We start from the raw sequence: 19688 nt of genomic DNA, 5'->3' as shown, positions 1-19688 counted from the left end.
CGAAGAGTTCTCCGATTATCGTCACGAACATGATTTGCGGCGCCCGAAAAAGCCGGCCCTGCACGGCCGGCTTTCGGGGAGAGATGCGGACTGAACGATGTGGGATCGCCACGCCATCAAGGCGGAGGTGTACCGGCGGGGCATGACCCTCCGGGGCATCGCCCGCGCGGCCGGACTTGAGCCGAGTGCCTGCAACGTCGCCCTGCTGCGCCGTCATTGGCGCGGCGAGGCGGCGATTGCGGCGGCCCTCGGGGTCGAGCCCTCCGTCCTGTGGCCTGAACGCTACAGCGCGCAGCCCGTCTCTCCCAGGCAGCGTAGCCGACTCGGGCGACGGATCGCGAGTCCAAAGCGTGACAGCCGTTTGACATGCCGGAGGGTCAGATGACCCGCCCGGTGTCCACCGTCCGCGCCAGCGTGGACACGCCTTCCGATCCCCGCGCCGCCGCCCCTCGACGGCGCGAGACGCGCCACCTGCGGAAGTGGTGGGGCGGCGGGGCTACCCGCGACCTCCAACAGACGAGCAGTGCCCACCTTCCGGCAGGCGCGCGTCTCCCTCCCCGCGCGCCTGCCGGGCCTTTGGCAGGCCCGAAGGCAACCCGTTTCGCACTTTGAAGGAGGTCTCAATGCCCATTAAAGACGCCGTTCGGCGCTCGATCGACATCGCCAAGATCGACGCCTCGAACCGCCTGCGCCCGCTGCGCCAGGACTGGGTCGATACATTCGCCGAGACGATCCGGAGCGGCGAGCCGCTGCCGCCGATCGAGGTGGTCGAGCGCGGCGATCGCACTTTCCGCCTGATCACCGGCGCGCACCGGTTGGCGGCCCACGCCCAGGCCGGGCTGACCATGGTGCTGGCCGACGTGGTGGACGCCGCGGCCTATGCGGACGCGTCGGCGCAGCAGCTGCGCGAGATCAAGGAGAACATGTGCCGGGCCGGGCTGACCGAGCTCGACCGTGCGGTGGCGATCGCGACCTGGAAGACGATTTACGAGAGCACAGAAAACGTGCGACCGCGCGGCCGTCCTCGCGCCGAGGAAAATAGTGCAGAATCTGCACTAATTTTTTCCTCAAGCTTTTCAACGGCCGCCGCCAAAGCGCTCGATATCTCGGAGCGGTCCGTCAAAGTCGCCGTGGCCATCGCCACCGGTCTCACCGCCGACATCCGCGAGATGATCGCCGCCGATCCGATCGCCGACCGGCAGTCGGAACTCATCGCGCTCGCCCGCGAGGTGCCGGAGCGGCAGTGGAAGATCCTCGACATCCTGAAGGCCGATCCGCCGCAGGCGGGCTCGGTCGCCGAGGCGATCGCGGTGCTCGATGGCCGAGCCACTGCGCCGGGAAAACCGGCCCCGTGGGAGAAGGTCTCATCCACATTCTCGCGGCTGCCGCCGAGGGAGCAGCATCGGTTCTTCGACGCTCACCAGGATGCCATCGCATTGTGGATCGCCAAGCGCGGCGCCACCCCGCAGGTGAAGGCCTGAGACCATGGCCCGCCGCCCGGACACCTCCACGCTCGACCTCTTCCGCGACCTGGAGCCGACACCGGTGGTGCCGCGCTTCGCGGATGAGGATGTGCGGGCGTGGACGCCGGCGCGGCGGCTGTCGCGGGCGATCGCCAAGACGATGGATGACAGCGGCAAGAGCCGCGAGGAGATCGCGGCGGCGCTGTCGGCGCAGATCGGCGAGAAGGTCTCGAAGGCGATGCTCGACGCCTACGCCTCGCCGGAGAAGCCGCACGCCATCTCGGCGCTGCGGCTGGCCGGCTTGGTGGCGGTGACCGGTGATGTCCGCGCCCTCAACACGCTGCTGGCCGAGGCCGGGCTGATCGTGATCGAGGCGCGCTACGAGGCGCTGCTGAAGCGCGAGAAGGCGCGTGAGCTGAAGGAGCGCGCCGAGCAGGAGGAGAAGGCCGCCGACGCCGAATGGAGGGCGCGGCGATGAAGGCCTGGCTCACCGCGCGCGAACTCGCCGCCCTGGCGCTGCCAGATCTGCCGGACACCGAGCGCGGCGTGCAGATCTATGCCGAGCGCGCCGGCTGGACGTCGAGCCTCGCCCATGTGCGCAAGCGCGCCGGCCGCGGCGGCGGGCTGGAATTCGCCATCGAGCTGCTGCCGCCGCTGGCGCGCATCGAATACGAGCGGCGCCACCGGGCGATCGAGTCCCCGGCGCCGGCGCTGGCCGTGCCGATGCTCGGCACCGACCTCACCGACCGCGCGGCGCGCGAGCGCGATGCCCGCCTTGCCATCGTCCGTGCATTCGAGGCGTTCGGCCGCGGCCAGCGCCTGAGCGCGACGGCACAAACCGCGCTCTTCGTCGACGGCTACAACGCCGGTGCCCTGCAGATCGACGCCTGGGTCCGCGAGATCATCCCGCAGATCTCTGTGCGCACGCTGGCGCGCTGGCGCGCCGCCCGCGCCGAGGGTCGCGCCGACAGGCTGGCCCACGACCCCGGCGCCGCCCGCCGGGGCAAGGGCGTGCTCGACCTTGCCCATGGCGGCGCGGTGCGCACCTTCCTGCTGGCGCTGCTCGCGCACAATCCGCACCTCTCGGCCGAGCATCTGCGGGCGCAGATCCGCTACGAGTTCGGCGATCGTCTCGACCTCGGCGACGGCAAGGCGGTCGACGTGCCGCCGGTGCGGACCCTCCAGCACTATGTTGCGCGCCTCAAGGAGACGGAAAAGGTCGCCCTGACCAAACTGTCGGATCCCGACCGCTATCGCGGCTCGATGGCGCCCTCCGGCGTCGGCAGCTATCGCTGGGTGACCGAGCCCAACACGTTGTGGATGATCGACGCGAGCCCGATCGATGCGCTCTGTGTCGACGGCCGCCACACCATCTACGCCTGCATCGACATCGCGACGCGACGCCTGGTGCTCTACGTCTCGCGCACGCCGCGGGCGAGCGCGGTGGCGCTGCTGCTGCGCAAATCCATCCTCGCCTGGGGCGTGCCCGACGCAGTCAAGACCGACAACGGCTCGGATTTTGTCGCCCGCGACACCCAGCGGCTGTTCGCGGCGCTCGGGATCGAGATGCAGCTCTCCGATCCCTACCAGCCGCAGCAAAAGGCGTTCGTCGAGAGCGTCATCAAGACCTTCCAGCACGACTGCGCCACGCTGCTGCCGGGCTTCGTCGGCCACTCGGTCGCCGACCGCAAGCGGATCGAGGACCGCAAGAGCTTTGCCGAGCGCCAGGGCGAGGACACCGCCGAGACCTTCGGCGTGGCGCTCACCGGCGCCGAGCTGCAGGCGCAGGTCGACCGCTGGGTCGAGAGCATCTATGCGCAGCGCACCCACAGCGCGCTCGGCCTGTCGCCGGCGCTGGCGGCGACCCGCTCGAAGCGGCCGGTCCGCACCGTCGATCCCCGGGCGCTCGACCTGCTGCTGATGCCGGTGGCCGGCGGCGACGGCACGCGCACCGTCACCAAGTTCGGCGTGCGGGTCGACGGCTTCCACTACGTGGTCATGGACGCGCTGCCCGGCGACCAGGTGCTGGTGCGCATGGACCCGGCCGACGCCGGCCGCATCTACGCCTTCAATGTCGCGGACGGTCGTTTCGTCGGCGAGGGCGTGTGCCCGGAACTCGCCGGCATCGAGCCGGCGGCGCTGCTGGCCGCCCGGAAGTCTGCCCAGGCCGAGATCCTGTCCGAGGCGACGCGCGAGGCGCGCAAGGCCATCAAGGAGATCACCTCCGGCCCGTCGCTGCTGGAGCGCGCGCTTGCCGTCGCCGAGCGCGACATGCCGCAGAACATCATCGCCTTCCCGCGGCCCACCGAGGCGCACGAGACGCCAGCCATTGCCGCTGCGCTCGACGCCATGGCGCCGAAGCCGGCGTCGACTGTCGCCACGCTGTCCGGCCGCGCGGCCGAGCTGCACGCCGAGATGCTGCAGGCGCCACCGATCACAGCCGCTGCCCGTCAGAACGTCACGCCGCTGCGCGTCCAGGAAAATCGCCAGCAGCGCTTCCGGCGCGCGCTCGATCTCGAAGCCAAGCGGGCCGACGGCATTCCGTTGTCGGAAGAGGAAGCCTTCTGGCTCGGCGGCTACGCCGCCGGGTCGGAATACCGCGCGATGCGCACGCTCTACGAGGACGGCGGCGAAGCCGTCCTCGCCTGAAAAAAAGAGCCCCGGCAAGCCGGGGCGCCAAGGACATTGGATAGGCGATGATGACCACGACAGCTTCTCCCGTCAATGATCATCCGATTGCGCTTCTGAAGAACGTCGCGGCGTGCATGGCGACGATGGAACGACTGCGTGATCGCGGCGGCGGCCGGCCGGGCATCGGCGTGTTCTACGGGCACTCCGGGTTCGGCAAGACGAAATCGGCGATCTACGTCAAGAACAAGACCAACGCCGCGCTGGTCGAAGTAGGCTTCACCTGGAGCGCCAAGACCCTGTTGCAGCGGCTCTGCGTCGAGCTGCGGGTCGAGACCAAGGGCACGCTGGCGCAGCTCGCCGACCGCGTCGTCGAGACGCTTGTCGACGACGATCGCCCGCTGATCATCGACGAGGCCGACAAGCTCTGTGACAAGGGCATGATCGAGCTGGTGCGCCAGATTCACGAGGAGAGCGGCGCGCCGATCCTCCTGCTCGGCGAAGAGAAGCTGCCCTCGAAGATCGCGCGGGAGGAGCGGGTCCACAACCGCGTGCTGGTTTGGGAGCCGGCACAGCCGTGCGACCTCGCCGACGCGAGAACCCTCGCCAAGGTCTACTGCCCGATCGAGGTCGCTGACGACCTGATCGAGATGATCCGCACCAAGTCCGGCGGCCGCGCCCGCCGCATCGTCGTCAATCTCGATCTCGTGGCCGACTTCGCCCGCAACGCCGGGCTGAAGGCGCTGGGCGCGGCCGACTATGCCGGCCCGTTCTACACGGGCGACGAGCCCAAGCCGCGGGGACGGTGATGTCGATCGTCCTGGCCCTCAAAGTCGATCCTGGCGTGCCGATCCGGCGCGGCTCGGCGTACTTCTGGCGCGTCATCCGCGACCTCACCGAGACCGATCGCGATGCCGCGATCACCGTCCCGGACATCCACCGGCAGACCGCCGGCGCCGATCCCGCGACCATCCGGTCCTTCCTGCAGACATTGGCGCGCGCCGGCATCCTGGAGGAGTTGCCGACCGCTCGTGGACAGGCCGCGCGCTGGCGCGTGGTGCGCCGGCCGACCCATCTGCCGCGCCTGTCGCGCGACGGCCGTGTCGTGCCATCGGGCCAGGACGCGATGTGGACGGCGATCCGCAACCATGCGGAGTTCGACGCCCGCGACATTGCCCACTCGGCGACGACCGAAGAGCGGCCGGTCTCGCTGGCGACGGCGCTGGCCTATATCCAGCGGCTGCATCACGCCGGCTATCTCAAGGTCCAGCGCGCCGGCACGCCGGGCCAGCATGCCGTCTATCGGCTCAAGCGCGCCATGAATACAGGGCCGGCGGCGCCGATGATCCTGCGGACCAAGCTGGTCTACGACCCGAACACCCATGCAGTCGTCGGTGCCGCCGAGGCCGAGGAGGTGGCGCCGTGAAACCCGCCACCACCTTCGCCGACAAGGCCCGCGCCGCCTGGGGCGACGATCTCCCCGATTGGGTGCTCGCGCTCGCCGAGGATGCCGACATGTCCACCCAGGCGGCGACCGCCAAGCGCATCGGCCGGTCGGGCTCCCTGGTGTCGACGGTGATCTCCCGGTCGTACGCAGGCAATTTGAGCGACATTGAAGCACGCGTGAGGGGCGCCCTGATGGGCGCCACCGTGTTCTGCCGCGGCCTGGGCGACGAAATCGGCCGCGACCAATGCCGCCGCGAACAGTCGACCCCATTCGTGCCGACGAATTCGAGCCGCGCCGCCTTGCGGCGGGCCTGCCGCGGCTGCCCGCACGCCCGCATCAAGGGAGGCTCCGAGTGACCACTGCACGCCTCTGGGCACGCATCATCGCCGAGGCCGCCTGCGCGGTCGGCCTCATCGCACTCTTGTCGTGGAGCGCCGTCGTGGCCGCCGCGCTGCTGGGGAGGATCTGAGATGGCACGCTTCACGCGCGAGCAGATCGAGGCGGAAATCGCGGCGATCGATTGGAGCCAGATCGATCGCCCGACCGACGCGGAGATCGAGGCGGCGGTGGCGGCCGACCCCGATGCCGCGCCGATCCGCAGCACCGAGGAGTGGCTCGCCTCCGCCGACCTGGTGCTGCCGCCCAAGGCGCGCGAGGAATTCTTCGCCGCGCACCGCGCCGAGGTCGCCGACCTGCAGGCGAAGCTCGACGCCGCGCACGCGGCGCTGCGCGAGCTGCACGTGCCGGAGCTGCGGTGCCGCCTGCTCGACATCGCCAAGATGGCCGAACCCCTCGGTCTGGCGTGGGTCGCCGCGGCGGTGGCCGGCATCGCATCCACCCTCGACGGCTGGATGCGCCGGCACGCCGCCACCTATCTCGCCGCGCGCGACGCCGCCGGCCAGCCGGGGGGCCGGTCATGACGCTCGCGCTTGCCGGCATCGCCGCGATCGCCGCCGGCGCCGCGATGGCGGCTGCCGCCATCGCCCGCTCGGAGGCGCCGATTGAGCGGCGGCGGCTCAAGGTGGCGGTGTGCGCGGCGCTCGCCGTCTACGCCGTCGCCATGGGTGTGCTGGCGGTGCGGCTCGACGCGCCGCCGCGCCCGGCGATCGAGACCGCGGGGGCAGCGCGATGACCTACACGATCACCGTCGCCGACATCGTGTCGCTGGTGGCCACCGAGTTCGGCGTGTCACCGCAGGATATCAAGTCGGCACGGCGCCAAGCGAACGTGAGCGAGGCGCGCCTCGTCGTCTACTGGATCGCCAAGCAGATCACGCCGCTGTCGTTCGTGCAGATCGGCCGGGCGCTTGGCCGGCGCGACCACTCGACCATCATCACCGGCCAGCAGTCGGTCGAGGAGCGGCGGTCGGCCGACCCGCTGTTCGCGGTGCGGCTCGATCGCCTCCTGGAGGTGTGCGGCACCGTCTACGGCCGCGCGATGCCGGAGACCGATCCGATCCAGGCGGCCGCGCGGATCGCCGACCCGTCGCTGCCCGGCAACCCGGCGCGCGCGGCGATCCAGACGCCGACGCGCGACGTCATCGCCATGGCGCTCTGCCTGCTCGATCTCCACGAGATCGCCCACCGCGCCGCCGCGCTGCTCGCGCGCACCCCTCTCGACGCCAACCCCGCCACCACGGACCTGATCGAGGATCTGCAGAGCGCCCTCATTCAGCATGGATATCTCAAGGAGGACTCCCCCGATGATGCCACTGCAACACAAGCCCCCGCCGCCGCGGCTGCCCTGTGATGCGCCGCTGCAGCTGTGGATGGTGATGTCGGCGCTGCGCCGGACGCGCCAGCAGATCGAGGTCGCCAAGGCGGCGCTCGTCGAGATCGCCGCAATGTGGGCCGAGGTCGCGCCGTCGTGCGGCGACACCATCGACACCCTGATGAGCGAGATGGAGGAACTGCATCGCGACATCAACGAGGCCGTTGGCGAGCGCGTGGCCGCCGGAGAGGAGAACGGGCTGTGAGCACCAGGACCAAGGCCAAGACCCGCGGCGCCAATCTGGCGGTGCCGCAGACCCGCGAGCAGGCCGCCGGCTACGTCGCCGAGATCGGCGCGCTGCAGCGCGAGATCGCCCGCGCCCAGGCCGACATGAACGACGAGATCGCCCGCATCAAGGAGGACGCCGAGTCCCGGGCGGAGCCGCTGCGCGAGCGGGCGAAGGCGCTGACCGAGGGTCTGAAGACCTGGTGCGAGGCCAATCGCGCCGTGCTCACCGGCAATGGCGCAGTCAAGCACGCCGACCTCGGCACCGGCATCATCCGCTGGCGGATGCGGCCGCCGCGGGTGTCGCTGCCGCGCGACGTGGCGGGGCTGATCGAGCACATCAAGTCGATGGGTTTCGTGCGCTTCCTGCGGGTGACCGAGGAACCGTCGAAGGAGGCGATGCTGGCCGAGCCGGATGTCGCGCGCGTCCTGCCGGGCGTGCGCATCTGCTCGGCCGGCGAGGACTTTGTGGTCGAGCCGTTCGAGGCGGAGATCGCAAAATGAGCGCCGAACAAACCATCAAGGATCAGCTGGACAGGATCGCCGAGCTGAGAACCGTCTACGGCGCTCCTGGAGACCATGGCTACGATACGCCCGCCGGCGATGCGCTCTACCGGCTCTATGCCATCGCCTTCACGTTGTCGGTATTGCTCCCGGAGATCGCGGCGGATGCTCGCGATGCCGCCCGCTATCGCTGGCTGCGCGAGCGCGACCTGGAGACCATCGACAAGGGCGGTGTGTTCATTGGTGCCGTGCCGGAAAACCTCGTTCTCAACCTCGAAGAGGCAGATCAGATCATCGACGCTGCCCGCGAGGCCGAAGCCCGCGCGGAGATCGCGAAGTGACCTCCGCCACCGATTGGCCCTTCGGATCGCTGACGCCGCTGAAGTACGGCGCGATCATCGCCGATCCGCCATGGTCGATCGCCATGTACGGCGCGGGCGGCTACGGCAAGTCGCCGGAGGCGCACTACGCCACCATGTCCGATGACGACATCGCGGCGCTGCCGGTCGACCGGCTGGCCTCGCGCGATTGCCTGCTGGTGATGTGGGCGACCTGGCCGAAGCTGCAGACGGCGCTGACGGTGATGCGGGCCTGGGGCTTCGCCTACAAGACCGGCGGCTCCTGGACCAAGACCACGGTGACGGGAAAGCGTGCCTTCGGCACCGGCTACATCCTGCGCTCGACGACCGAGCCGTTTCTGGTCGGCACCATCGGCGAACTGATGATCGGTGACCGCTCCATCCGCAATCTGATCGAATCGCCGCGCCGCGAGCACTCCCGCAAGCCGCCGGAGATGCGCGAATACGTCGAGCGGCTGTGCCCGCACGCCTTCTGCGCCGAGCTGTTCGCGCGCGAGCCGTGGCCCGGCCACGACGTGTGGGGTCGCGAGACGGCCAAGTTCGGAGGAGAAACCTTATGAATGGGCTCCCGCTGAACGGCGAGAAGACGCACCCGCTGTCGGAGCACGCGCTCGGCGTTCTCCGGCGCCTCCGCGACCGCGGCCCCGTCGAGGCCTACCAGATCAATCCCGGCGTCCGCAATCGCCTGACGCGAGGACCCGAGGCGGAATGGCTCGCCGCGCCGTTCAGGGGGCCTGGCGACCGGCAATACTACTGCATCACCAAAGCAGGTCGCGCCGCCCTCGAAAGTTCTGGGGGCTGAGATGTCCTTCGTCGTCCGCTCCCAGCCCCCTGAGCGCGACGACGAGCCGGCGGCAGCGCCGCCGACCCCGGCCGAGACCCTGGAGGCCGAACGCGCTGCGCTCACTGCAATGATCCGCCGCGGCGTGCGCTCCGAGCGCCAGATGCGGCTCCTCAAGCGGATCGCCGTGCTGACGCGGGCGATTCTGGAGATGGGAGACGAGGGATGACGATCGACAGGATCAGGAGGATGGCCACCGCCCTGTGCCGGGCACGCACGATCATCCAGGCAGAGCGCGACACGGTTCTGGAGTGCGGCAGCGATCTGGATACCGAGGGCGACCCGATCCCCGGGACGGCGGACGATATGACCGCAGAGGTGGTCGCGGAACTGGACGCCGTCCTGGCCGAGATCGACGAGGCCCTCGCATGACCATCCCCGGCCCCAAGCCCGCCATGGGCCTCGGCGCGATCGCCGGCGGCATCGCCGCGCGCCTCGCGCCGGCCAAGGCGTCGTCGCGCCAGATCGGCCAGATCCACAGCCTCGCCAAGCAGGCCGGGCTGGATGAGGACTCTCGCCGCGACCTGATGCAGGCCGCCACCGGCAAGCGCAGCGCCAAGGACCTCACCACGCGCGAGGCGATGGTGGTGATCGACAGGCTGAAGGAGATGTCGGCGCCGAAGGCCATCTTCAAGGCGCCTTCAAAGGCGCCTTCAAAGGCGGGTGAAGCTCCGGCCAGCGAAACTCCGGCCGCGCGCGGCGCCGTCGAGATCGACGGCCCCTACGGCCCGAAGCTCCGCGCGCTGTGGATCTCGGCCTGGAACCTCGGCGTGGTGCGCGACCGCACCGACGCGGCGATGATCTCGTTCGTCGAGCGCCAGACCAAGATAAGCCACACCCGATGGCTCCGCGCCGCCGCCGACGCGCGCAAGGCGGTCGAGGGGCTGAAGGCGTGGGTCTCGCGCGAGGGCGGCGTCGGCTGGCCGGCGTCGGACGATCCGCTCTCGGTGCGCCGGGCGGTGATCGCCGCGCAGTGGCGCCGGCTCGGCAAGCTCGGCGCGATCGACCATCACGGCTTCGGCGCCGATCACGCGCTGACCTGCTACATCGGCACCGTCGCGCGCGGGTCTTCGCGGCTCGGCACCGGGCTCGACGATCCGTCCCTGACCGCCGAGCAGCTCGACCAAGTCATCGTCGCCCTGGGGCGCAAGCTCCGCAAGGCGCTGAGCGAGCGGGCCGCATGAAGATCTCGCTCTCCCCTGTGAATTCAACCCTCGGCGCGGCCCAGCTTCTCGGCTTCCTCCCGGTCGACCAGCCGCCAGCTGCATCCGCAGACACGCCGGTCGCAGCCGGAGAACGGCAAGGCCGGTGGCTCCGGGAGGAGCCTGCCAGCCATCGCCATGCCAGCCGCACACAGGCCGATTGCCGGCGGAGGAGACATCTTCACGGCGACCATGAGGCCTCCGAGCCGAAGCAACCTCAGATCCCGACGTGCCTGAAGATGGCATTGAGCTGCGCGAATCGCGCGGGCGCAGGTGTCGTCGAAGGCGACGACGGGGTCGCGTCGACCTTCATCCGTCAGCGCCTCCCACACTTCACGGCTGAGATGGCCGTCGCCCCATGCCGGCAGGCCCAGCGCCAGTCGTTCATCGGGGAGCAGTCTGGTTCCGCCCTCGCGGATGGAGCGCCCGCCATTCCGGTTGACGGCCGCGGCGATCTCCGCGGCCAGCCAGTCCAGCGCGTCCGGTCGAACAAGCCCCAGGGCCTCGATCGCTTCCCGGACAAACGGAAGCAGATCAACTTGCTCGCCTCCGCGCTCGATAACCCGCATCCGTCCTCTCCGAGGTAGCGATGGCTCAGCGTTTTTCTCTTGACCAGCAGATCGACGAAATCCGCCGGGAGCTTGCCCAGAGGGCGGATGTCTACCCCCGCATGGTGGCCTCCGGGAAGGTACGCCAGTCAGTGGCCGAGTTTCAAATCGCGAGGCTCGAAGCTGTTCTGGCGACGCTTCTTTGGCTCAAGGCCAATGAGGCGACCGTCCGCGCCGCGATCGCCGCCGCCCAGTCCGCAACCCCGGAAACGCAAGGGGACGCGCCATGACCCGCCGCAAGCGCTCGCCGCGCCGCCTGACGGTCAACTTCGACAAGCTGATCGCCGAAGACGCCGACCTCGCCAAGCATGATGCGCTGTGGACTCGCCTCGGTTACCGGCGCGCCGGCGGAAAACTGTTCGGGCGGCGGGACGGCACTTGCACGCTCAGGCTGGTCTGGCGCCGTACAGTCGGCAACGTCAAGACCTCGGTCTCTTACACGATGCAGGGGCTCAGCCTGTCATGACCGCCGCCCCCCGCGTCTCCGATCACGCTCTGCTGCGATTCCTCCAGCGCGCCGGCGGGCTCGATGTCGAGGGCGTGCGGGGGCATCTCGCGGCCTCGTTCGCCCGTGCCCAGGCCGCAGCCGATCAGGTCGGCGCGCGCCGCTACACCATCCTGGCCGATGGGCTGATCTACGTGATCGAGGACGGCGTCGTCGTCACCTGCTACCCGCTCCGGCGGGACCGGGGCTACAGATGAGCCTCCCGCTCCCCGGCGTGCTGGCGGAGATCGCGGCGGTGACCGACGAGGCCACGGCGTTGCGGATCGCCATGCACGTCGGCGGGCTGCAGAAGGTGTATTTTCCAGCCCAGGTGGGTGACGACCATTGGCTGATCGGCCTGGTCGGCCGGCAGGCAGCCGAGGCGATCTGCGCGCATTTCGCGGTGGACGGCCGCGGCCAGAGGCTCGATATTCCGCTGGCGGGCGGCGGTACGTACCAACAGATGCGCCGAACGATCGCCCGCCGGGTCCACGAGCTGGACCAGGCCGGCGCCTCCTCGCGCGAGATCGCGCGACAGGTCGGCCTCAGCCAGCGCCGCGTGCATGCCCACCGCGCGGCACACCGCGGCCATCGCGACAAGAAGCAAGGCGAACTGTTCTGACCCTGACGCCCGTCAGGGTGATGGCGAAGCTGCAGCCCGCGTAGGGTGCCCGCACATCAAACCGCAGGGCGCCATCATGTCCTTTCAGCTCACCGAGCGCGACCGCCAGCGTCTGGCCGGCGTCCATCCCGATCTCGTCCGCGTCGTCGAGCGCGCGGCCGAACTGTGCTCCCGCCGCTTCATGGTCGTGGAGGGCGTGCGCTCGACGACGCGGCAGCGCGAGCTGAAGGATGCCGGCAAGTCCAAGACCATGAACTCGCGGCATCTCGCCGCCAAGAACGGCTTCGGCCATGCGGTCGACCTGGTGGTGGTCGAGGGCAAGCGGACGCTGTGGGATCAGCACGCCGCCATCGAGAACGCCATGAAACGCGCCGCTCGCGAACTGGGCGTGCCGATCGAATGGGGCGGCGACTGGAAGGGCAGCTGGGATTCGCCGCATTGGCAGTTGCCCTGGCGCCAGTATCCGGCGCGCGCCGCCGTCGAACTCAAGCGCTCGCGCACGGTGCAGGGCTCGGTGGTGTCGGCCGGCGGCGGCCTCGGCCTCCTGGCCGATCAGGGCAGCGAGCTGGCCAGCCAGATGCAGCAGGCGGACGGCCACATCAGCAGCGGCACGGTGCTCGGCGCGATCATCGGCGCCGCGATCCTGGCCGGCGCGCTCTATGCGCTGTACGCGCGGTGGGACGACGCCGGCCGGCCGCTGCCGGACTGGTGGCCGCGCCGTCGCGCCGCCGCGCCCGCCGAGCCCCCCGAAATCGACGAGATCGACGAAGTCGACGAAGTCGACGACTGGCCCGCCGAGGGCAGCGCCGGCGGCGACCCTGGCAAGGGAACCGCGTGATGATCGCGCTCGATCGCGTCGCGATGGCAGCACTCGTGATCTCCGCCCTGATCGCGCTCGGTGGCCTCGGCGCTTGGCGCACGGCGGCGGTGATCGACGGCTGGATCGAGGCCGCGCGCGCCGAACGCGATGCTCATTGGCGCAGCGAGATCGAGCGGTCCAACGCCGCCGTCGCCCGCGCCCAGGCGGCACAGGCCCAGGCGGCGATGGCCGCGGACGCCGAAATCAAGGCGGCGCAGGACCGCCTTGAAAGTGAATTGAAGGATTTGGAGACGCGAAATGCCGCGCTGGCTGGGGGTGATCGCTGCGGCATCGGCCGCGACCGTGTCAGGTTGCTCAACGGCGCCCGATAGGCCGACGATCAGGACCGAGCTCGCGCAGCCAAGCGTGCCGGCGGAGGCGAAGCAGAAATGCGCCGATCCGGTGACGCTGCCCGATCGCGACCTCACCGAGGCCGAGACCACCAGCGCGTGGAACCGCGATCGGACGGCGTTGCGGACGTGCGAGACTAGGCGCGCCGCGGCGGTGCGGGCGATCGGGGGGGCGGAGTGATGGACCTCGACACGACGCTGAAGGTTGCGACGCTCCTGTTCGCGGTCGGGTCGGCGATCTATTCCTGGGTCTCTGCCAGAAACAAGGCGACGACGGACAAGGTGGAGGGGATCGATCGCCGGCTCGCCGCGGTCGAGGGCGAGATCGCCCATCTGCCCGATAAGGACACCAGTCACCGGATGGAGATCTCGATCACCGACATGCGCGGCGAAATTCGGGTGCTCGCCGAGCAGCTCAAGCCGGTGGCGGCGATCTCCGACAGGCTCCAGGAATTCCTGCTCGAACAGGCGCGCCGATGAACATTGGCAACAGCATGGAACGGCTCATCCGCGAGGAAGCGCGGCTGATCATCCTCCGGACGCTTGCCGGCCAGCCGGATTTTCGGCTGCATTCCGATTTGCTTCGGCTGTCGCTCGAAGGTTTCGGCATCCGTCGTACGCGCGAGTGGGTTCACGCGGAGATTCGGTACCTGGAGCAGATCGGTGCGGTCACCGTGACCGAGGCCGGGTCGGTGCTCGTGGCTGCCCTGACGAGCCGTGGCGAGGATCACGTCGCACAGCGCGCCGTGCTCGACGCGGTCAAGCGTCCGTCCCCACCGAGTGTTTGAGAGGCCGAGATGGTGGAGGGGCGCGGGCGGCTGTCGTCGATCGAGATGCTTCCGGACGAGTTCACCGACATCGTCGTGTGGGCCAACGCCGAGCTGCAGGCGCGCAAACGGGCGGCGAAGGACATCTGCGCAGAGTTCAACGAGCGTCTCCAGGCACGCTCGCGGGAGATCGGCGTGCCGGTGCAGCCGATCGCGGCGAGCACCTTCAATCGGTACTCCATCGCCCAGGCCCAGCTGCTTCGTGATCTCGACGAGACCACCCGCTATGCGGCGGCAATCGCCGATCGGATGGGAGCGGCCGAGACGGACGAGCTGACGATCGCCGTCGCCGAGAGCATCAAGGCGGCCGTGTTTCGGCACCTGCGGCGCCTTGACCAGGATGACGTCACGGCGAAGGAGCTGAAAGCTGCGGCAGAGGCCCTTCGCGCTGCGGTCACCTCGCAGAAGGCATCGACCGAGCGCCGCCGCAAGCTCGACGAGGCTTTCGAGCAGAAGACGGAGCGGGTCCTGGAGGTCGCGCGGGAGGGAGGCCTGTCGGCCGACGCCATCGCCCAGCTCCGCCGCGAGTTCCTGGGCATCCGGCCGAAGGAGACGGGCGATGCCGATGCTGCCGGATCCTGACCGCATCGCCGGCGCCCCGGTGCTGGAGCGGAGCCCGGCCGCCGTTCTGCCGGGCGACCTGCCGCGCGGCGGCGACGTGCCCGAGACTCTCGACCCGTTGGCGGACGGTGTGCTCATGGCGCACCAGGCCGAGTGGATTGCCGACGCGTCGGACCTCAAGCTCGGCGTGAAGGGACGCCGCACAGGGATCACCTTCGCAGAGGCGCTGGACCATACGCTCATCGCCGCCGCCAAGAAGTCAGCAGGCGGCCAGAACTGCTTCTACATCGGCGACACCAAGGACAAGGGGCGCGAGTTCGTCGGCTATGTGGCTCACTTCGCGAAGGTTGTCGCCAAGGAGCTGGGCGCGGTCGAGGAGTTCCTGTTCGAGGACCAGCGCGAGGATGGCACCACCAGCCTGATCTCGGCGTTCCGCGTGCGCTTCGCGTCCGGATGCCGTGTCGAAGCGCTCTCTTCGCGCCCCGAGAACATCCGCGGCCTGCAGGGCACCGTGTGCATCGACGAGGCGGCCTTCCACAAGGACGTTCGCGCCGTGCTCGACAGCGTCAACGCGCTGCTGATCTGGGGCGGCAAGATTCGCGTCATCAGCACCCACAACGGCGTCCTCAATCCCTTCAATGACCTGGTGCGCGAGGCACGGGCCAAGAAGACGCCGTTCTCGGTCCACGATATCCCGTTCTCGAAGGCGGTCGAGAACGGCCTGTACAGGCGCGTGTGCCTGATCCGCGGCAAGCGGTGGACGCGGGAGGCCGAGGTCGCCTGGGAAGCGAAGATCCGTGGCGCCTACGGCCCGCGCACCGCGGCGATGCGGCAGGAGCTGGACGCGATCCCCGCCGAAGCCGAGGGAGCCGCGCTCACCCGGGTGCAGATCGAGGCATGCCAGCAGCAGGGCATTCCGGTCGTCAGGTGGACGTGCTCCGACGACCTGAAGAACGCCCCCGAGGAGACCCGCAAGCGCACCGCGCAGGACTTCTGCGAGGACCGGCTGAAGCCGATCCTCGCCACGCTGGACCGGGACCGCGCGCACGTGTTCGGAGAGGACTTCGCCCGGTCTGGCGACCTGACCGCCGTGGTGCCCTTCGAGATCGGTCGCGACCTGGTGCGCCGGGCCAAGCTCGTCCTGGAGCTTCGGAATGCACCGTTCGATGTGCAGCGGATGGTGCTGTTCTATCTCGTCGAGCGGCTGCCGAGGATGTCCGGCGGCATGCTCGACGCGACCGGGAACGGCGCATACCTCGCCGAGGCCGCGGCGCAGAAGTTCGGCGCCAGCATTGTGGAAGTGAAGCTCTCGCTCGAGTGGTACCGGGCCAACATGCCGGCCTATATCGAGGCGTTCAGCGATCGGACCGTCGTGCTCCCGGCCGACGAGGACATCCTGCGCGACCACCAGGGCCTCCAGTATGTCGGCGGCATCATCAAGGTTCCGGACGACCATTCCACCAAGGGCGCCGACGGCTTCAACCGGCATGGCGACACGGCGATCGCCGGGGCGCTCGGCTATGCGGCGTCGCGGGCAAACCTTCCGATGTACGCCTACACGCCGGCATCCGATCTCGACCGGCCGGCCGGCGTGGCGCCGCCCTGGCAGGCGCGCGAGGCCGAGGACCGGGACATCTTTCGGCGCCGCGGCGGCGCGCTCTGGTAGGCGGCCGATCTTCAGGAGGCGAGAATGGCCGAGACCACCCTGTACGACCAGTTCGGCCAGCCGCTGCGCCGCCGGACGCTCGGCCGCGAGGAGGCGGCGCCGACCGTCACCGGCGTGCGCCGGATCTTCGAGGACAGTCTGGCGTCCGGTCTCACGCCGGCCCGCATCGCGCGGGTGCTGCGGGCCGCCAACGAGAACGACACCACCGACTTCCTCACGCTCGCCGAGGAGATGGAGGAGCGCGATCTGCACTATGCGGCGGTGCTCGGCACCCGCAAGCGCGCGCTCTCCGGCATCACGCCGAAGGTGATCGCCGCGAGCGACGCGGCGGCCGACCAGGCGATCGCCGACGAGGTGCGCGCCCTGGTCGAGGCCCCCGCCTTCGTCGACATGGTCGAGGACTGTCTCGATGCGCTCGGCAAGGGCTTCGCCGTCGTCGAGATCCTGTGGGACACCAGCGAACGGCAGTGGCGGCCGGCGTCGTACGTCTGGCGCGACCAGCGGCACTTCGTGTTCGATCGCGAGACCCGGCGCCGGGTGCTGCTGCGTACCGAGGCCGCGCCGACCGAGGGCGAGCCGCTGCCGGCCTTCAAGTTCATCACCCATGTGCCGCGGCTCAAGAGCGGCCTGCCGATCCGCGGCGGCCTGGCGCGGCTGGCGCTGTGGGCGTTCACGCTCAAGGCGTTCAGCTTGCGCGACTGGGCGACGTTCCTGGAAATTTACGGCATGCCGTTCCGGGTCGGAAAGTACGGCCCGGGCGCGAGCGAGGCCGACAAGGCGGTGCTGCTGCGCGCCGTCCGCGACATCGGCAGCGACGCGGCGGCGATCATCCCGGAGTCGATGGCGGTCGAGTTCGTCGCGGCCGAGGCGACCGGCGACGCCGTGTTCGAGAAGATGGCGCGCTTCCTGGATGAGCAGGTGTCCAAGGGCGTGCTCGGCCAGACCACCACCACCGACGCGATCGCCGGCGGCCATGCCGTCTCGAAGGAGCACAACGAGGTCCGCCTCGACATCCTCGGCGCCGACGCCCGGCAGATGGCGGCGACCGTCAATGCCTGCCTGATCCGGCCGTACATCGATCTCAATCATGGGCCGCAGGCCGCCTATCCTTCGGTGCGGTTCCCGGTGGTGGAGCCCGAGGACATCGCCGCGCTGTCGAGCGTGCTGTCGGCGCTGGTGCCGGTCGGGCTCGACGTCGAGATGAGCGAGGTGCGCGATCGCCTCGGCTTTGCCGATCCCGACCCCGGCGCGGTGCTGCTCGGCCGGCGCATCGCCGGCGAGGCCGGCGCGCTGTCGGTGGCGGAGACGCCGCCGGCGCCGGCGGCGCGCCAGGGATCCGATCACGGGCTCAATCATCTGCGGGGCTGCCCGTGCTGCGGCGCCCCGGCGCTGAACGCGTTCCAGGCGAGCGGTGACGAGACCGACGCACTGATCGCGGACGGCATCGCCGACTGGGAACGGCAGCTCGGGCCGCTGGTGCGTCCGGTGCTCGACCTCGCTGAACGGGCCACGAGCTATGATGAATTCCTCGCCGGGCTCGCCGGCCTGGCGGCGCAGCAGGATGCCCGGCCGTTGGCGGCGGCCCTGCTGGTGCAGATCCTCAAGGCGCGCGGGCTCGGCGAGGCCGGCTGATGGCCCAGGAGAGTGATGGCGACAATCCATTCCGGAGGCCGCCCGAGGAGGTGCGGCGGTTCTTCGAGCGCCGCCGGATCCGGCCGACCTATCACTGGGCCGAGATCACGCCGCCGGAGTACGCGCACGCCTGGTCGGTGGCCAAGACCGCCGGCTTCGACGTGCTTGAAGACATCTTCAAGGCCGTCCGGAAGGCGATCGACGAGCGGCAGGATTTCGACCAGTTCCGCCGCGAGCTGGAGCCGATCCTGGTCCGCAAGGGCTGGTGGGGGCAGAAGACCGTCCTCGACCCGCTGACCGGGCGGCCCTCGCTGGTGCAGCTCGGCTCGCCGCGCCGCCTCAGGCTGATCTACTGGGCCAACATCCGCGCCGCCCGCGCGGCGGGCGAATGGGAGCGCACGTGGCGCACCCGCGAGGTGCTGCCGTATCTGCTCTACGAGATGTCGACGGCGCGCGACAAGCGGCCGGAACATCTGAGCTGGGTCGGCACCATCCTGCCGGTCGAGGATCCGTGGTGGCAGACCCACTATCCGCCGAACGGCTGGGGCTGCCAGTGCGGCACGCGCCAGATCTCGGCGTGGGAGGCCGAGCAGAAGGGCTACGATCCGACGCGGCGTCCGCCGCACGAGGGCGAGACCAAGGTCTGGACCAACCGGCGCACCGGCGAGGCGCGCGCGGTGCCGCGCGGCATCGATCCGGGATGGGACGGCAATCCGGGCCTGGAGCGCGGCAAGGAGGCCGGCCGGCTGCTGTCCGGCGCGCTCGACGCGATGCCCGAAGAGCGACGTCGCAATGCGGTCGCCGATCTCATCGGCTCGCCGCTGTTCCGCTGGATCCGGGAGGCCCTGCTCGGCTACGACTACCGGCGCCAGACCGAAGCGGCCATGCGCCAATTGGGCTCGGTCGCAACGCCGGTCGCGGTGCTGCCGGAGCGCCTGGCGCAGCAATTGGGCGTGCAGACGCGCACGGTGCTGTTCTCGGTCGCCGACGCCGACAAGCAGGCGCGCCGGCGCCTGACGCGGCTTGGCGGGCAGGCACTCACGCAGGCCGATTACGAGGCGGTGCAGGCCGCGCTGGAGGGCACCGACCTCATCGTGCGCGACGGCGTCGAACTGGAAGTCCATGTCGAGCGCGGCGGCAAGCCGTGGGTCGCCGTGCTCCACCGCACCGGCGACGGCCGCGAGGTGTACCTGAAGAGCTGGCGGCGCGCCCGCCCCGAGCAGGTCGATGCGGCGCGGCGCACCGCTCAGGCTCGCGAAAATGGGACGGACGGGGATGGTGGGGAATGAGGCGCCGGGAGGTCGGATCCCCCTCCACGGGCAAGCCCGGTCATCCATGGCTCGGCGCCGCTCTGAATATAGGCCGCTCCGGCACTGCCGGCAACGGCCCGTGAGCGTCGAACCGAGCCGCCGAGCCGAAGCCCTCAGGATCGCCGCTGGCGGCCGTTTCGCGGCGAGCGCACCACCGAGGTCCGACCGGCGCGATCGGCCTCCATCACTTTCAATCCGGCTTTAACGTCGATTTTGCGGGACGGGGTGCGGAGCGCATCGCCGCAGGTCGGTTGATCGCCCGATCTCGACCCGCCGGGCCGCCCTGACGCCCGTCAGGGTTATGGCGATCCTCCCGCGTCGCCATTGTGG

Annotated in this window: 32 protein-coding genes; 31 read left to right on the top strand and 1 reads right to left on the bottom strand. The window is 70.0% G+C overall.

The window, feature by feature from the left end:
* Positions 1-97 precede the first annotated feature (97 nt).
* The 18 genes from BLTE_RS05400 to BLTE_RS05315 all read left to right on the top strand — a co-directional run bounded on the left by BLTE_RS05400 (position 98) and on the right by BLTE_RS05315 (position 10421).
* A complete protein-coding gene (locus BLTE_RS05400) occupies positions 98-385 on the top strand; it encodes a helix-turn-helix domain-containing protein (protein WP_126398276.1) in 288 nt (95 codons plus the stop codon).
* A gap of 97 nt (positions 386-482) precedes the next feature.
* Positions 483-1481 (top strand): ParB N-terminal domain-containing protein, encoded by a 999-nt coding sequence (locus BLTE_RS05395; RefSeq protein WP_126398274.1) that lies wholly within the window; start codon positions 483-485, stop codon positions 1479-1481.
* A gap of 4 nt (positions 1482-1485) precedes the next feature.
* Positions 1486-1941, top strand: coding sequence for a hypothetical protein (locus BLTE_RS05390; RefSeq protein ID WP_126398272.1), 456 nt, complete (start codon positions 1486-1488; stop codon positions 1939-1941).
* Positions 1938-4112: a Mu transposase C-terminal domain-containing protein gene (locus BLTE_RS05385; protein ID WP_126398271.1), complete on the top strand. Its 2175-nt coding sequence runs from the start codon at positions 1938-1940 to the stop codon at positions 4110-4112. Before BLTE_RS05390 ends, BLTE_RS05385 begins: the two co-directional genes overlap by 4 nt.
* A gap of 125 nt (positions 4113-4237) precedes the next feature.
* Complete coding sequence (locus BLTE_RS05380) at positions 4238-4900, top strand: AAA family ATPase (RefSeq protein ID WP_197723273.1); 663 nt, start codon at positions 4238-4240, stop codon at positions 4898-4900.
* Positions 4900-5517 carry a hypothetical protein gene (locus tag BLTE_RS05375; RefSeq protein ID WP_126398267.1) on the top strand — a complete coding sequence of 206 codons (618 nt, stop codon included), beginning with the start codon at positions 4900-4902 and terminating at the stop codon, positions 5515-5517. The genes BLTE_RS05380 and BLTE_RS05375 overlap by 1 nt, the downstream gene beginning before the upstream one ends.
* On the top strand, positions 5514-5894 hold the full coding sequence (locus BLTE_RS05370; protein WP_126398265.1) for a transcriptional regulator: 381 nt from the start codon (positions 5514-5516) through the stop codon (positions 5892-5894). The genes BLTE_RS05375 and BLTE_RS05370 overlap by 4 nt, the downstream gene beginning before the upstream one ends.
* 114 nt (positions 5895-6008) lie before the next feature.
* The gene (locus BLTE_RS05365; protein WP_126398263.1) at positions 6009-6458 is read left to right on the top strand and encodes a hypothetical protein; all 450 of its coding nucleotides are present in this window, start codon (positions 6009-6011) and stop codon (positions 6456-6458) included.
* Complete coding sequence (locus BLTE_RS05360) at positions 6455-6670, top strand: hypothetical protein (protein ID WP_126398261.1); 216 nt, start codon at positions 6455-6457, stop codon at positions 6668-6670. Before BLTE_RS05365 ends, BLTE_RS05360 begins: the two co-directional genes overlap by 4 nt.
* On the top strand, positions 6667-7287 hold the full coding sequence (locus tag BLTE_RS05355) for a helix-turn-helix domain-containing protein (protein WP_126398259.1): 621 nt from the start codon (positions 6667-6669) through the stop codon (positions 7285-7287). The genes BLTE_RS05360 and BLTE_RS05355 overlap by 4 nt, the downstream gene beginning before the upstream one ends.
* Positions 7241-7513 (top strand): hypothetical protein, encoded by a 273-nt coding sequence (locus BLTE_RS05350; protein WP_126398257.1) that lies wholly within the window; start codon positions 7241-7243, stop codon positions 7511-7513. The genes BLTE_RS05355 and BLTE_RS05350 overlap by 47 nt, the downstream gene beginning before the upstream one ends.
* Positions 7510-8037 (top strand): host-nuclease inhibitor Gam family protein, encoded by a 528-nt coding sequence (locus tag BLTE_RS05345; RefSeq protein ID WP_197723272.1) that lies wholly within the window; start codon positions 7510-7512, stop codon positions 8035-8037. The genes BLTE_RS05350 and BLTE_RS05345 overlap by 4 nt, the downstream gene beginning before the upstream one ends.
* On the top strand, positions 8034-8378 hold the full coding sequence (locus BLTE_RS18430; RefSeq protein ID WP_126398256.1) for a hypothetical protein: 345 nt from the start codon (positions 8034-8036) through the stop codon (positions 8376-8378). Before BLTE_RS05345 ends, BLTE_RS18430 begins: the two co-directional genes overlap by 4 nt.
* The gene (locus tag BLTE_RS18425; protein ID WP_244600126.1) at positions 8375-8956 is read left to right on the top strand and encodes an MT-A70 family methyltransferase; all 582 of its coding nucleotides are present in this window, start codon (positions 8375-8377) and stop codon (positions 8954-8956) included. Before BLTE_RS18430 ends, BLTE_RS18425 begins: the two co-directional genes overlap by 4 nt.
* Positions 8953-9198 carry a hypothetical protein gene (locus BLTE_RS05330; protein WP_126398254.1) on the top strand — a complete coding sequence of 82 codons (246 nt, stop codon included), beginning with the start codon at positions 8953-8955 and terminating at the stop codon, positions 9196-9198. The genes BLTE_RS18425 and BLTE_RS05330 overlap by 4 nt, the downstream gene beginning before the upstream one ends.
* Before the next feature lies 1 nt (position 9199).
* A complete protein-coding gene (locus tag BLTE_RS05325; RefSeq protein ID WP_126398252.1) occupies positions 9200-9406 on the top strand; it encodes a hypothetical protein in 207 nt (68 codons plus the stop codon).
* A complete protein-coding gene (locus tag BLTE_RS05320) occupies positions 9403-9609 on the top strand; it encodes a hypothetical protein (protein ID WP_126398249.1) in 207 nt (68 codons plus the stop codon). Before BLTE_RS05325 ends, BLTE_RS05320 begins: the two co-directional genes overlap by 4 nt.
* The gene (locus BLTE_RS05315) at positions 9606-10421 is read left to right on the top strand and encodes a regulatory protein GemA (protein WP_126398247.1); all 816 of its coding nucleotides are present in this window, start codon (positions 9606-9608) and stop codon (positions 10419-10421) included. Before BLTE_RS05320 ends, BLTE_RS05315 begins: the two co-directional genes overlap by 4 nt.
* Before the next feature lie 23 nt (positions 10422-10444).
* Here BLTE_RS05315 and BLTE_RS05310 read toward each other — a convergent pair whose 3' ends face one another.
* Positions 10445-11008, bottom strand: coding sequence for a hypothetical protein (locus BLTE_RS05310; RefSeq protein WP_126398245.1), 564 nt, complete (start codon positions 11006-11008; stop codon positions 10445-10447).
* A 20-nt stretch (positions 11009-11028) separates the two neighbouring features.
* On the opposite strand from BLTE_RS05310, the gene BLTE_RS05305 reads away from it, so the two are divergent.
* From BLTE_RS05305 to BLTE_RS05245, 13 genes are all read left to right on the top strand, one after another.
* On the top strand, positions 11029-11277 hold the full coding sequence (locus tag BLTE_RS05305; protein ID WP_126398243.1) for a hypothetical protein: 249 nt from the start codon (positions 11029-11031) through the stop codon (positions 11275-11277).
* Complete coding sequence (locus BLTE_RS05300) at positions 11274-11513, top strand: hypothetical protein (RefSeq protein WP_126398241.1); 240 nt, start codon at positions 11274-11276, stop codon at positions 11511-11513. Before BLTE_RS05305 ends, BLTE_RS05300 begins: the two co-directional genes overlap by 4 nt.
* Positions 11510-11749: a hypothetical protein gene (locus BLTE_RS05295; protein WP_126398240.1), complete on the top strand. Its 240-nt coding sequence runs from the start codon at positions 11510-11512 to the stop codon at positions 11747-11749. The genes BLTE_RS05300 and BLTE_RS05295 overlap by 4 nt, the downstream gene beginning before the upstream one ends.
* Entirely contained in the window at positions 11746-12153 is a 408-nt protein-coding gene (locus tag BLTE_RS05290) for a helix-turn-helix domain-containing protein (protein ID WP_126398239.1), read from the top strand. Before BLTE_RS05295 ends, BLTE_RS05290 begins: the two co-directional genes overlap by 4 nt.
* A 76-nt stretch (positions 12154-12229) precedes the next feature.
* Positions 12230-12991: a M15 family metallopeptidase gene (locus BLTE_RS18220; RefSeq protein WP_162499891.1), complete on the top strand. Its 762-nt coding sequence runs from the start codon at positions 12230-12232 to the stop codon at positions 12989-12991.
* On the top strand, positions 12991-13344 hold the full coding sequence (locus tag BLTE_RS05280) for a hypothetical protein (RefSeq protein ID WP_244600125.1): 354 nt from the start codon (positions 12991-12993) through the stop codon (positions 13342-13344). Before BLTE_RS18220 ends, BLTE_RS05280 begins: the two co-directional genes overlap by 1 nt.
* 34 nt (positions 13345-13378) lie before the next feature.
* Positions 13379-13543 (top strand): hypothetical protein, encoded by a 165-nt coding sequence (locus BLTE_RS05275; protein ID WP_244600124.1) that lies wholly within the window; start codon positions 13379-13381, stop codon positions 13541-13543.
* A complete protein-coding gene (locus tag BLTE_RS05270; protein ID WP_126398238.1) occupies positions 13543-13842 on the top strand; it encodes a DUF2730 family protein in 300 nt (99 codons plus the stop codon). Before BLTE_RS05275 ends, BLTE_RS05270 begins: the two co-directional genes overlap by 1 nt.
* The gene (locus BLTE_RS05265; RefSeq protein WP_244600123.1) at positions 13839-14150 is read left to right on the top strand and encodes a VpaChn25_0724 family phage protein; all 312 of its coding nucleotides are present in this window, start codon (positions 13839-13841) and stop codon (positions 14148-14150) included. Before BLTE_RS05270 ends, BLTE_RS05265 begins: the two co-directional genes overlap by 4 nt.
* Before the next feature lie 9 nt (positions 14151-14159).
* Positions 14160-14771, top strand: coding sequence for a phage protein Gp27 family protein (locus tag BLTE_RS05260; RefSeq protein ID WP_126398237.1), 612 nt, complete (start codon positions 14160-14162; stop codon positions 14769-14771).
* Positions 14749-16416, top strand: a complete 1668-nt coding sequence (locus tag BLTE_RS05255) for a hypothetical protein (protein ID WP_197723270.1) — start codon at positions 14749-14751, stop codon at positions 16414-16416. The genes BLTE_RS05260 and BLTE_RS05255 overlap by 23 nt, the downstream gene beginning before the upstream one ends.
* Positions 16417-16440: 24 nt before the next feature.
* A complete protein-coding gene (locus BLTE_RS05250) occupies positions 16441-18048 on the top strand; it encodes a DUF935 domain-containing protein (protein ID WP_126398236.1) in 1608 nt (535 codons plus the stop codon).
* Positions 18048-19337 (top strand): phage head morphogenesis protein, encoded by a 1290-nt coding sequence (locus BLTE_RS05245; RefSeq protein WP_126398235.1) that lies wholly within the window; start codon positions 18048-18050, stop codon positions 19335-19337. Before BLTE_RS05250 ends, BLTE_RS05245 begins: the two co-directional genes overlap by 1 nt.
* The last annotated feature ends 351 nt before the right edge of the window (positions 19338-19688 follow it).

This window comes from Blastochloris tepida (assembly GCF_003966715.1).
GTDB classification, from domain to species: Bacteria; Pseudomonadota; Alphaproteobacteria; order Rhizobiales; family Xanthobacteraceae; genus Blastochloris; species Blastochloris tepida.
Note: the sequence above shows the minus strand (reverse complement) of the source record. Positions and strands in the feature narration are given on the sequence as shown.

Excerpts from the sequence above, each read along its gene's own strand:
- BLTE_RS05330 (WP_126398254.1), top strand. The coding sequence starts at position 8,953 with ATGAATGGGCTCCCGCTGAACGGCGAGAAGACGCACCCGCTGTCGGAG.
- BLTE_RS05360 (WP_126398261.1), top strand. The coding sequence starts at position 6,455 with ATGACGCTCGCGCTTGCCGGCATCGCCGCGATCGCCGCCGGCGCCGCG.
- BLTE_RS05280 (WP_244600125.1), top strand. The coding sequence starts at position 12,991 with ATGATCGCGCTCGATCGCGTCGCGATGGCAGCACTCGTGATCTCCGCC.
- BLTE_RS05250 (WP_126398236.1), top strand. The coding sequence starts at position 16,441 with ATGGCCGAGACCACCCTGTACGACCAGTTCGGCCAGCCGCTGCGCCGC.
- BLTE_RS05325 (WP_126398252.1), top strand. The coding sequence starts at position 9,200 with ATGTCCTTCGTCGTCCGCTCCCAGCCCCCTGAGCGCGACGACGAGCCG.
- BLTE_RS05300 (WP_126398241.1), top strand. The coding sequence starts at position 11,274 with ATGACCCGCCGCAAGCGCTCGCCGCGCCGCCTGACGGTCAACTTCGAC.
- BLTE_RS05320 (WP_126398249.1), top strand. The coding sequence starts at position 9,403 with ATGACGATCGACAGGATCAGGAGGATGGCCACCGCCCTGTGCCGGGCA.
- BLTE_RS05390 (WP_126398272.1), top strand. The coding sequence starts at position 1,486 with ATGGCCCGCCGCCCGGACACCTCCACGCTCGACCTCTTCCGCGACCTG.
- BLTE_RS05245 (WP_126398235.1), top strand. The coding sequence starts at position 18,048 with ATGGCCCAGGAGAGTGATGGCGACAATCCATTCCGGAGGCCGCCCGAG.
- BLTE_RS05350 (WP_126398257.1), top strand. The coding sequence starts at position 7,241 with ATGATGCCACTGCAACACAAGCCCCCGCCGCCGCGGCTGCCCTGTGAT.
- BLTE_RS18430 (WP_126398256.1), top strand. The coding sequence starts at position 8,034 with ATGAGCGCCGAACAAACCATCAAGGATCAGCTGGACAGGATCGCCGAG.
- BLTE_RS05295 (WP_126398240.1), top strand. The coding sequence starts at position 11,510 with ATGACCGCCGCCCCCCGCGTCTCCGATCACGCTCTGCTGCGATTCCTC.
- BLTE_RS05400 (WP_126398276.1), top strand. The coding sequence starts at position 98 with ATGTGGGATCGCCACGCCATCAAGGCGGAGGTGTACCGGCGGGGCATG.
- BLTE_RS05380 (WP_197723273.1), top strand. The coding sequence starts at position 4,238 with ATGGAACGACTGCGTGATCGCGGCGGCGGCCGGCCGGGCATCGGCGTG.
- BLTE_RS05310 (WP_126398245.1), bottom strand. The coding sequence starts at position 11,008 with ATGCGGGTTATCGAGCGCGGAGGCGAGCAAGTTGATCTGCTTCCGTTT.
- BLTE_RS05305 (WP_126398243.1), top strand. The coding sequence starts at position 11,029 with ATGGCTCAGCGTTTTTCTCTTGACCAGCAGATCGACGAAATCCGCCGG.
- BLTE_RS05365 (WP_126398263.1), top strand. The coding sequence starts at position 6,009 with ATGGCACGCTTCACGCGCGAGCAGATCGAGGCGGAAATCGCGGCGATC.
- BLTE_RS18220 (WP_162499891.1), top strand. The coding sequence starts at position 12,230 with ATGTCCTTTCAGCTCACCGAGCGCGACCGCCAGCGTCTGGCCGGCGTC.
- BLTE_RS05270 (WP_126398238.1), top strand. The coding sequence starts at position 13,543 with ATGGACCTCGACACGACGCTGAAGGTTGCGACGCTCCTGTTCGCGGTC.
- BLTE_RS05255 (WP_197723270.1), top strand. The coding sequence starts at position 14,749 with ATGCCGATGCTGCCGGATCCTGACCGCATCGCCGGCGCCCCGGTGCTG.
- BLTE_RS05375 (WP_126398267.1), top strand. The coding sequence starts at position 4,900 with ATGTCGATCGTCCTGGCCCTCAAAGTCGATCCTGGCGTGCCGATCCGG.
- BLTE_RS05260 (WP_126398237.1), top strand. The coding sequence starts at position 14,160 with ATGGTGGAGGGGCGCGGGCGGCTGTCGTCGATCGAGATGCTTCCGGAC.
- BLTE_RS05315 (WP_126398247.1), top strand. The coding sequence starts at position 9,606 with ATGACCATCCCCGGCCCCAAGCCCGCCATGGGCCTCGGCGCGATCGCC.
- BLTE_RS05290 (WP_126398239.1), top strand. The coding sequence starts at position 11,746 with ATGAGCCTCCCGCTCCCCGGCGTGCTGGCGGAGATCGCGGCGGTGACC.
- BLTE_RS05385 (WP_126398271.1), top strand. The coding sequence starts at position 1,938 with ATGAAGGCCTGGCTCACCGCGCGCGAACTCGCCGCCCTGGCGCTGCCA.
- BLTE_RS05355 (WP_126398259.1), top strand. The coding sequence starts at position 6,667 with ATGACCTACACGATCACCGTCGCCGACATCGTGTCGCTGGTGGCCACC.
- BLTE_RS05265 (WP_244600123.1), top strand. The coding sequence starts at position 13,839 with ATGAACATTGGCAACAGCATGGAACGGCTCATCCGCGAGGAAGCGCGG.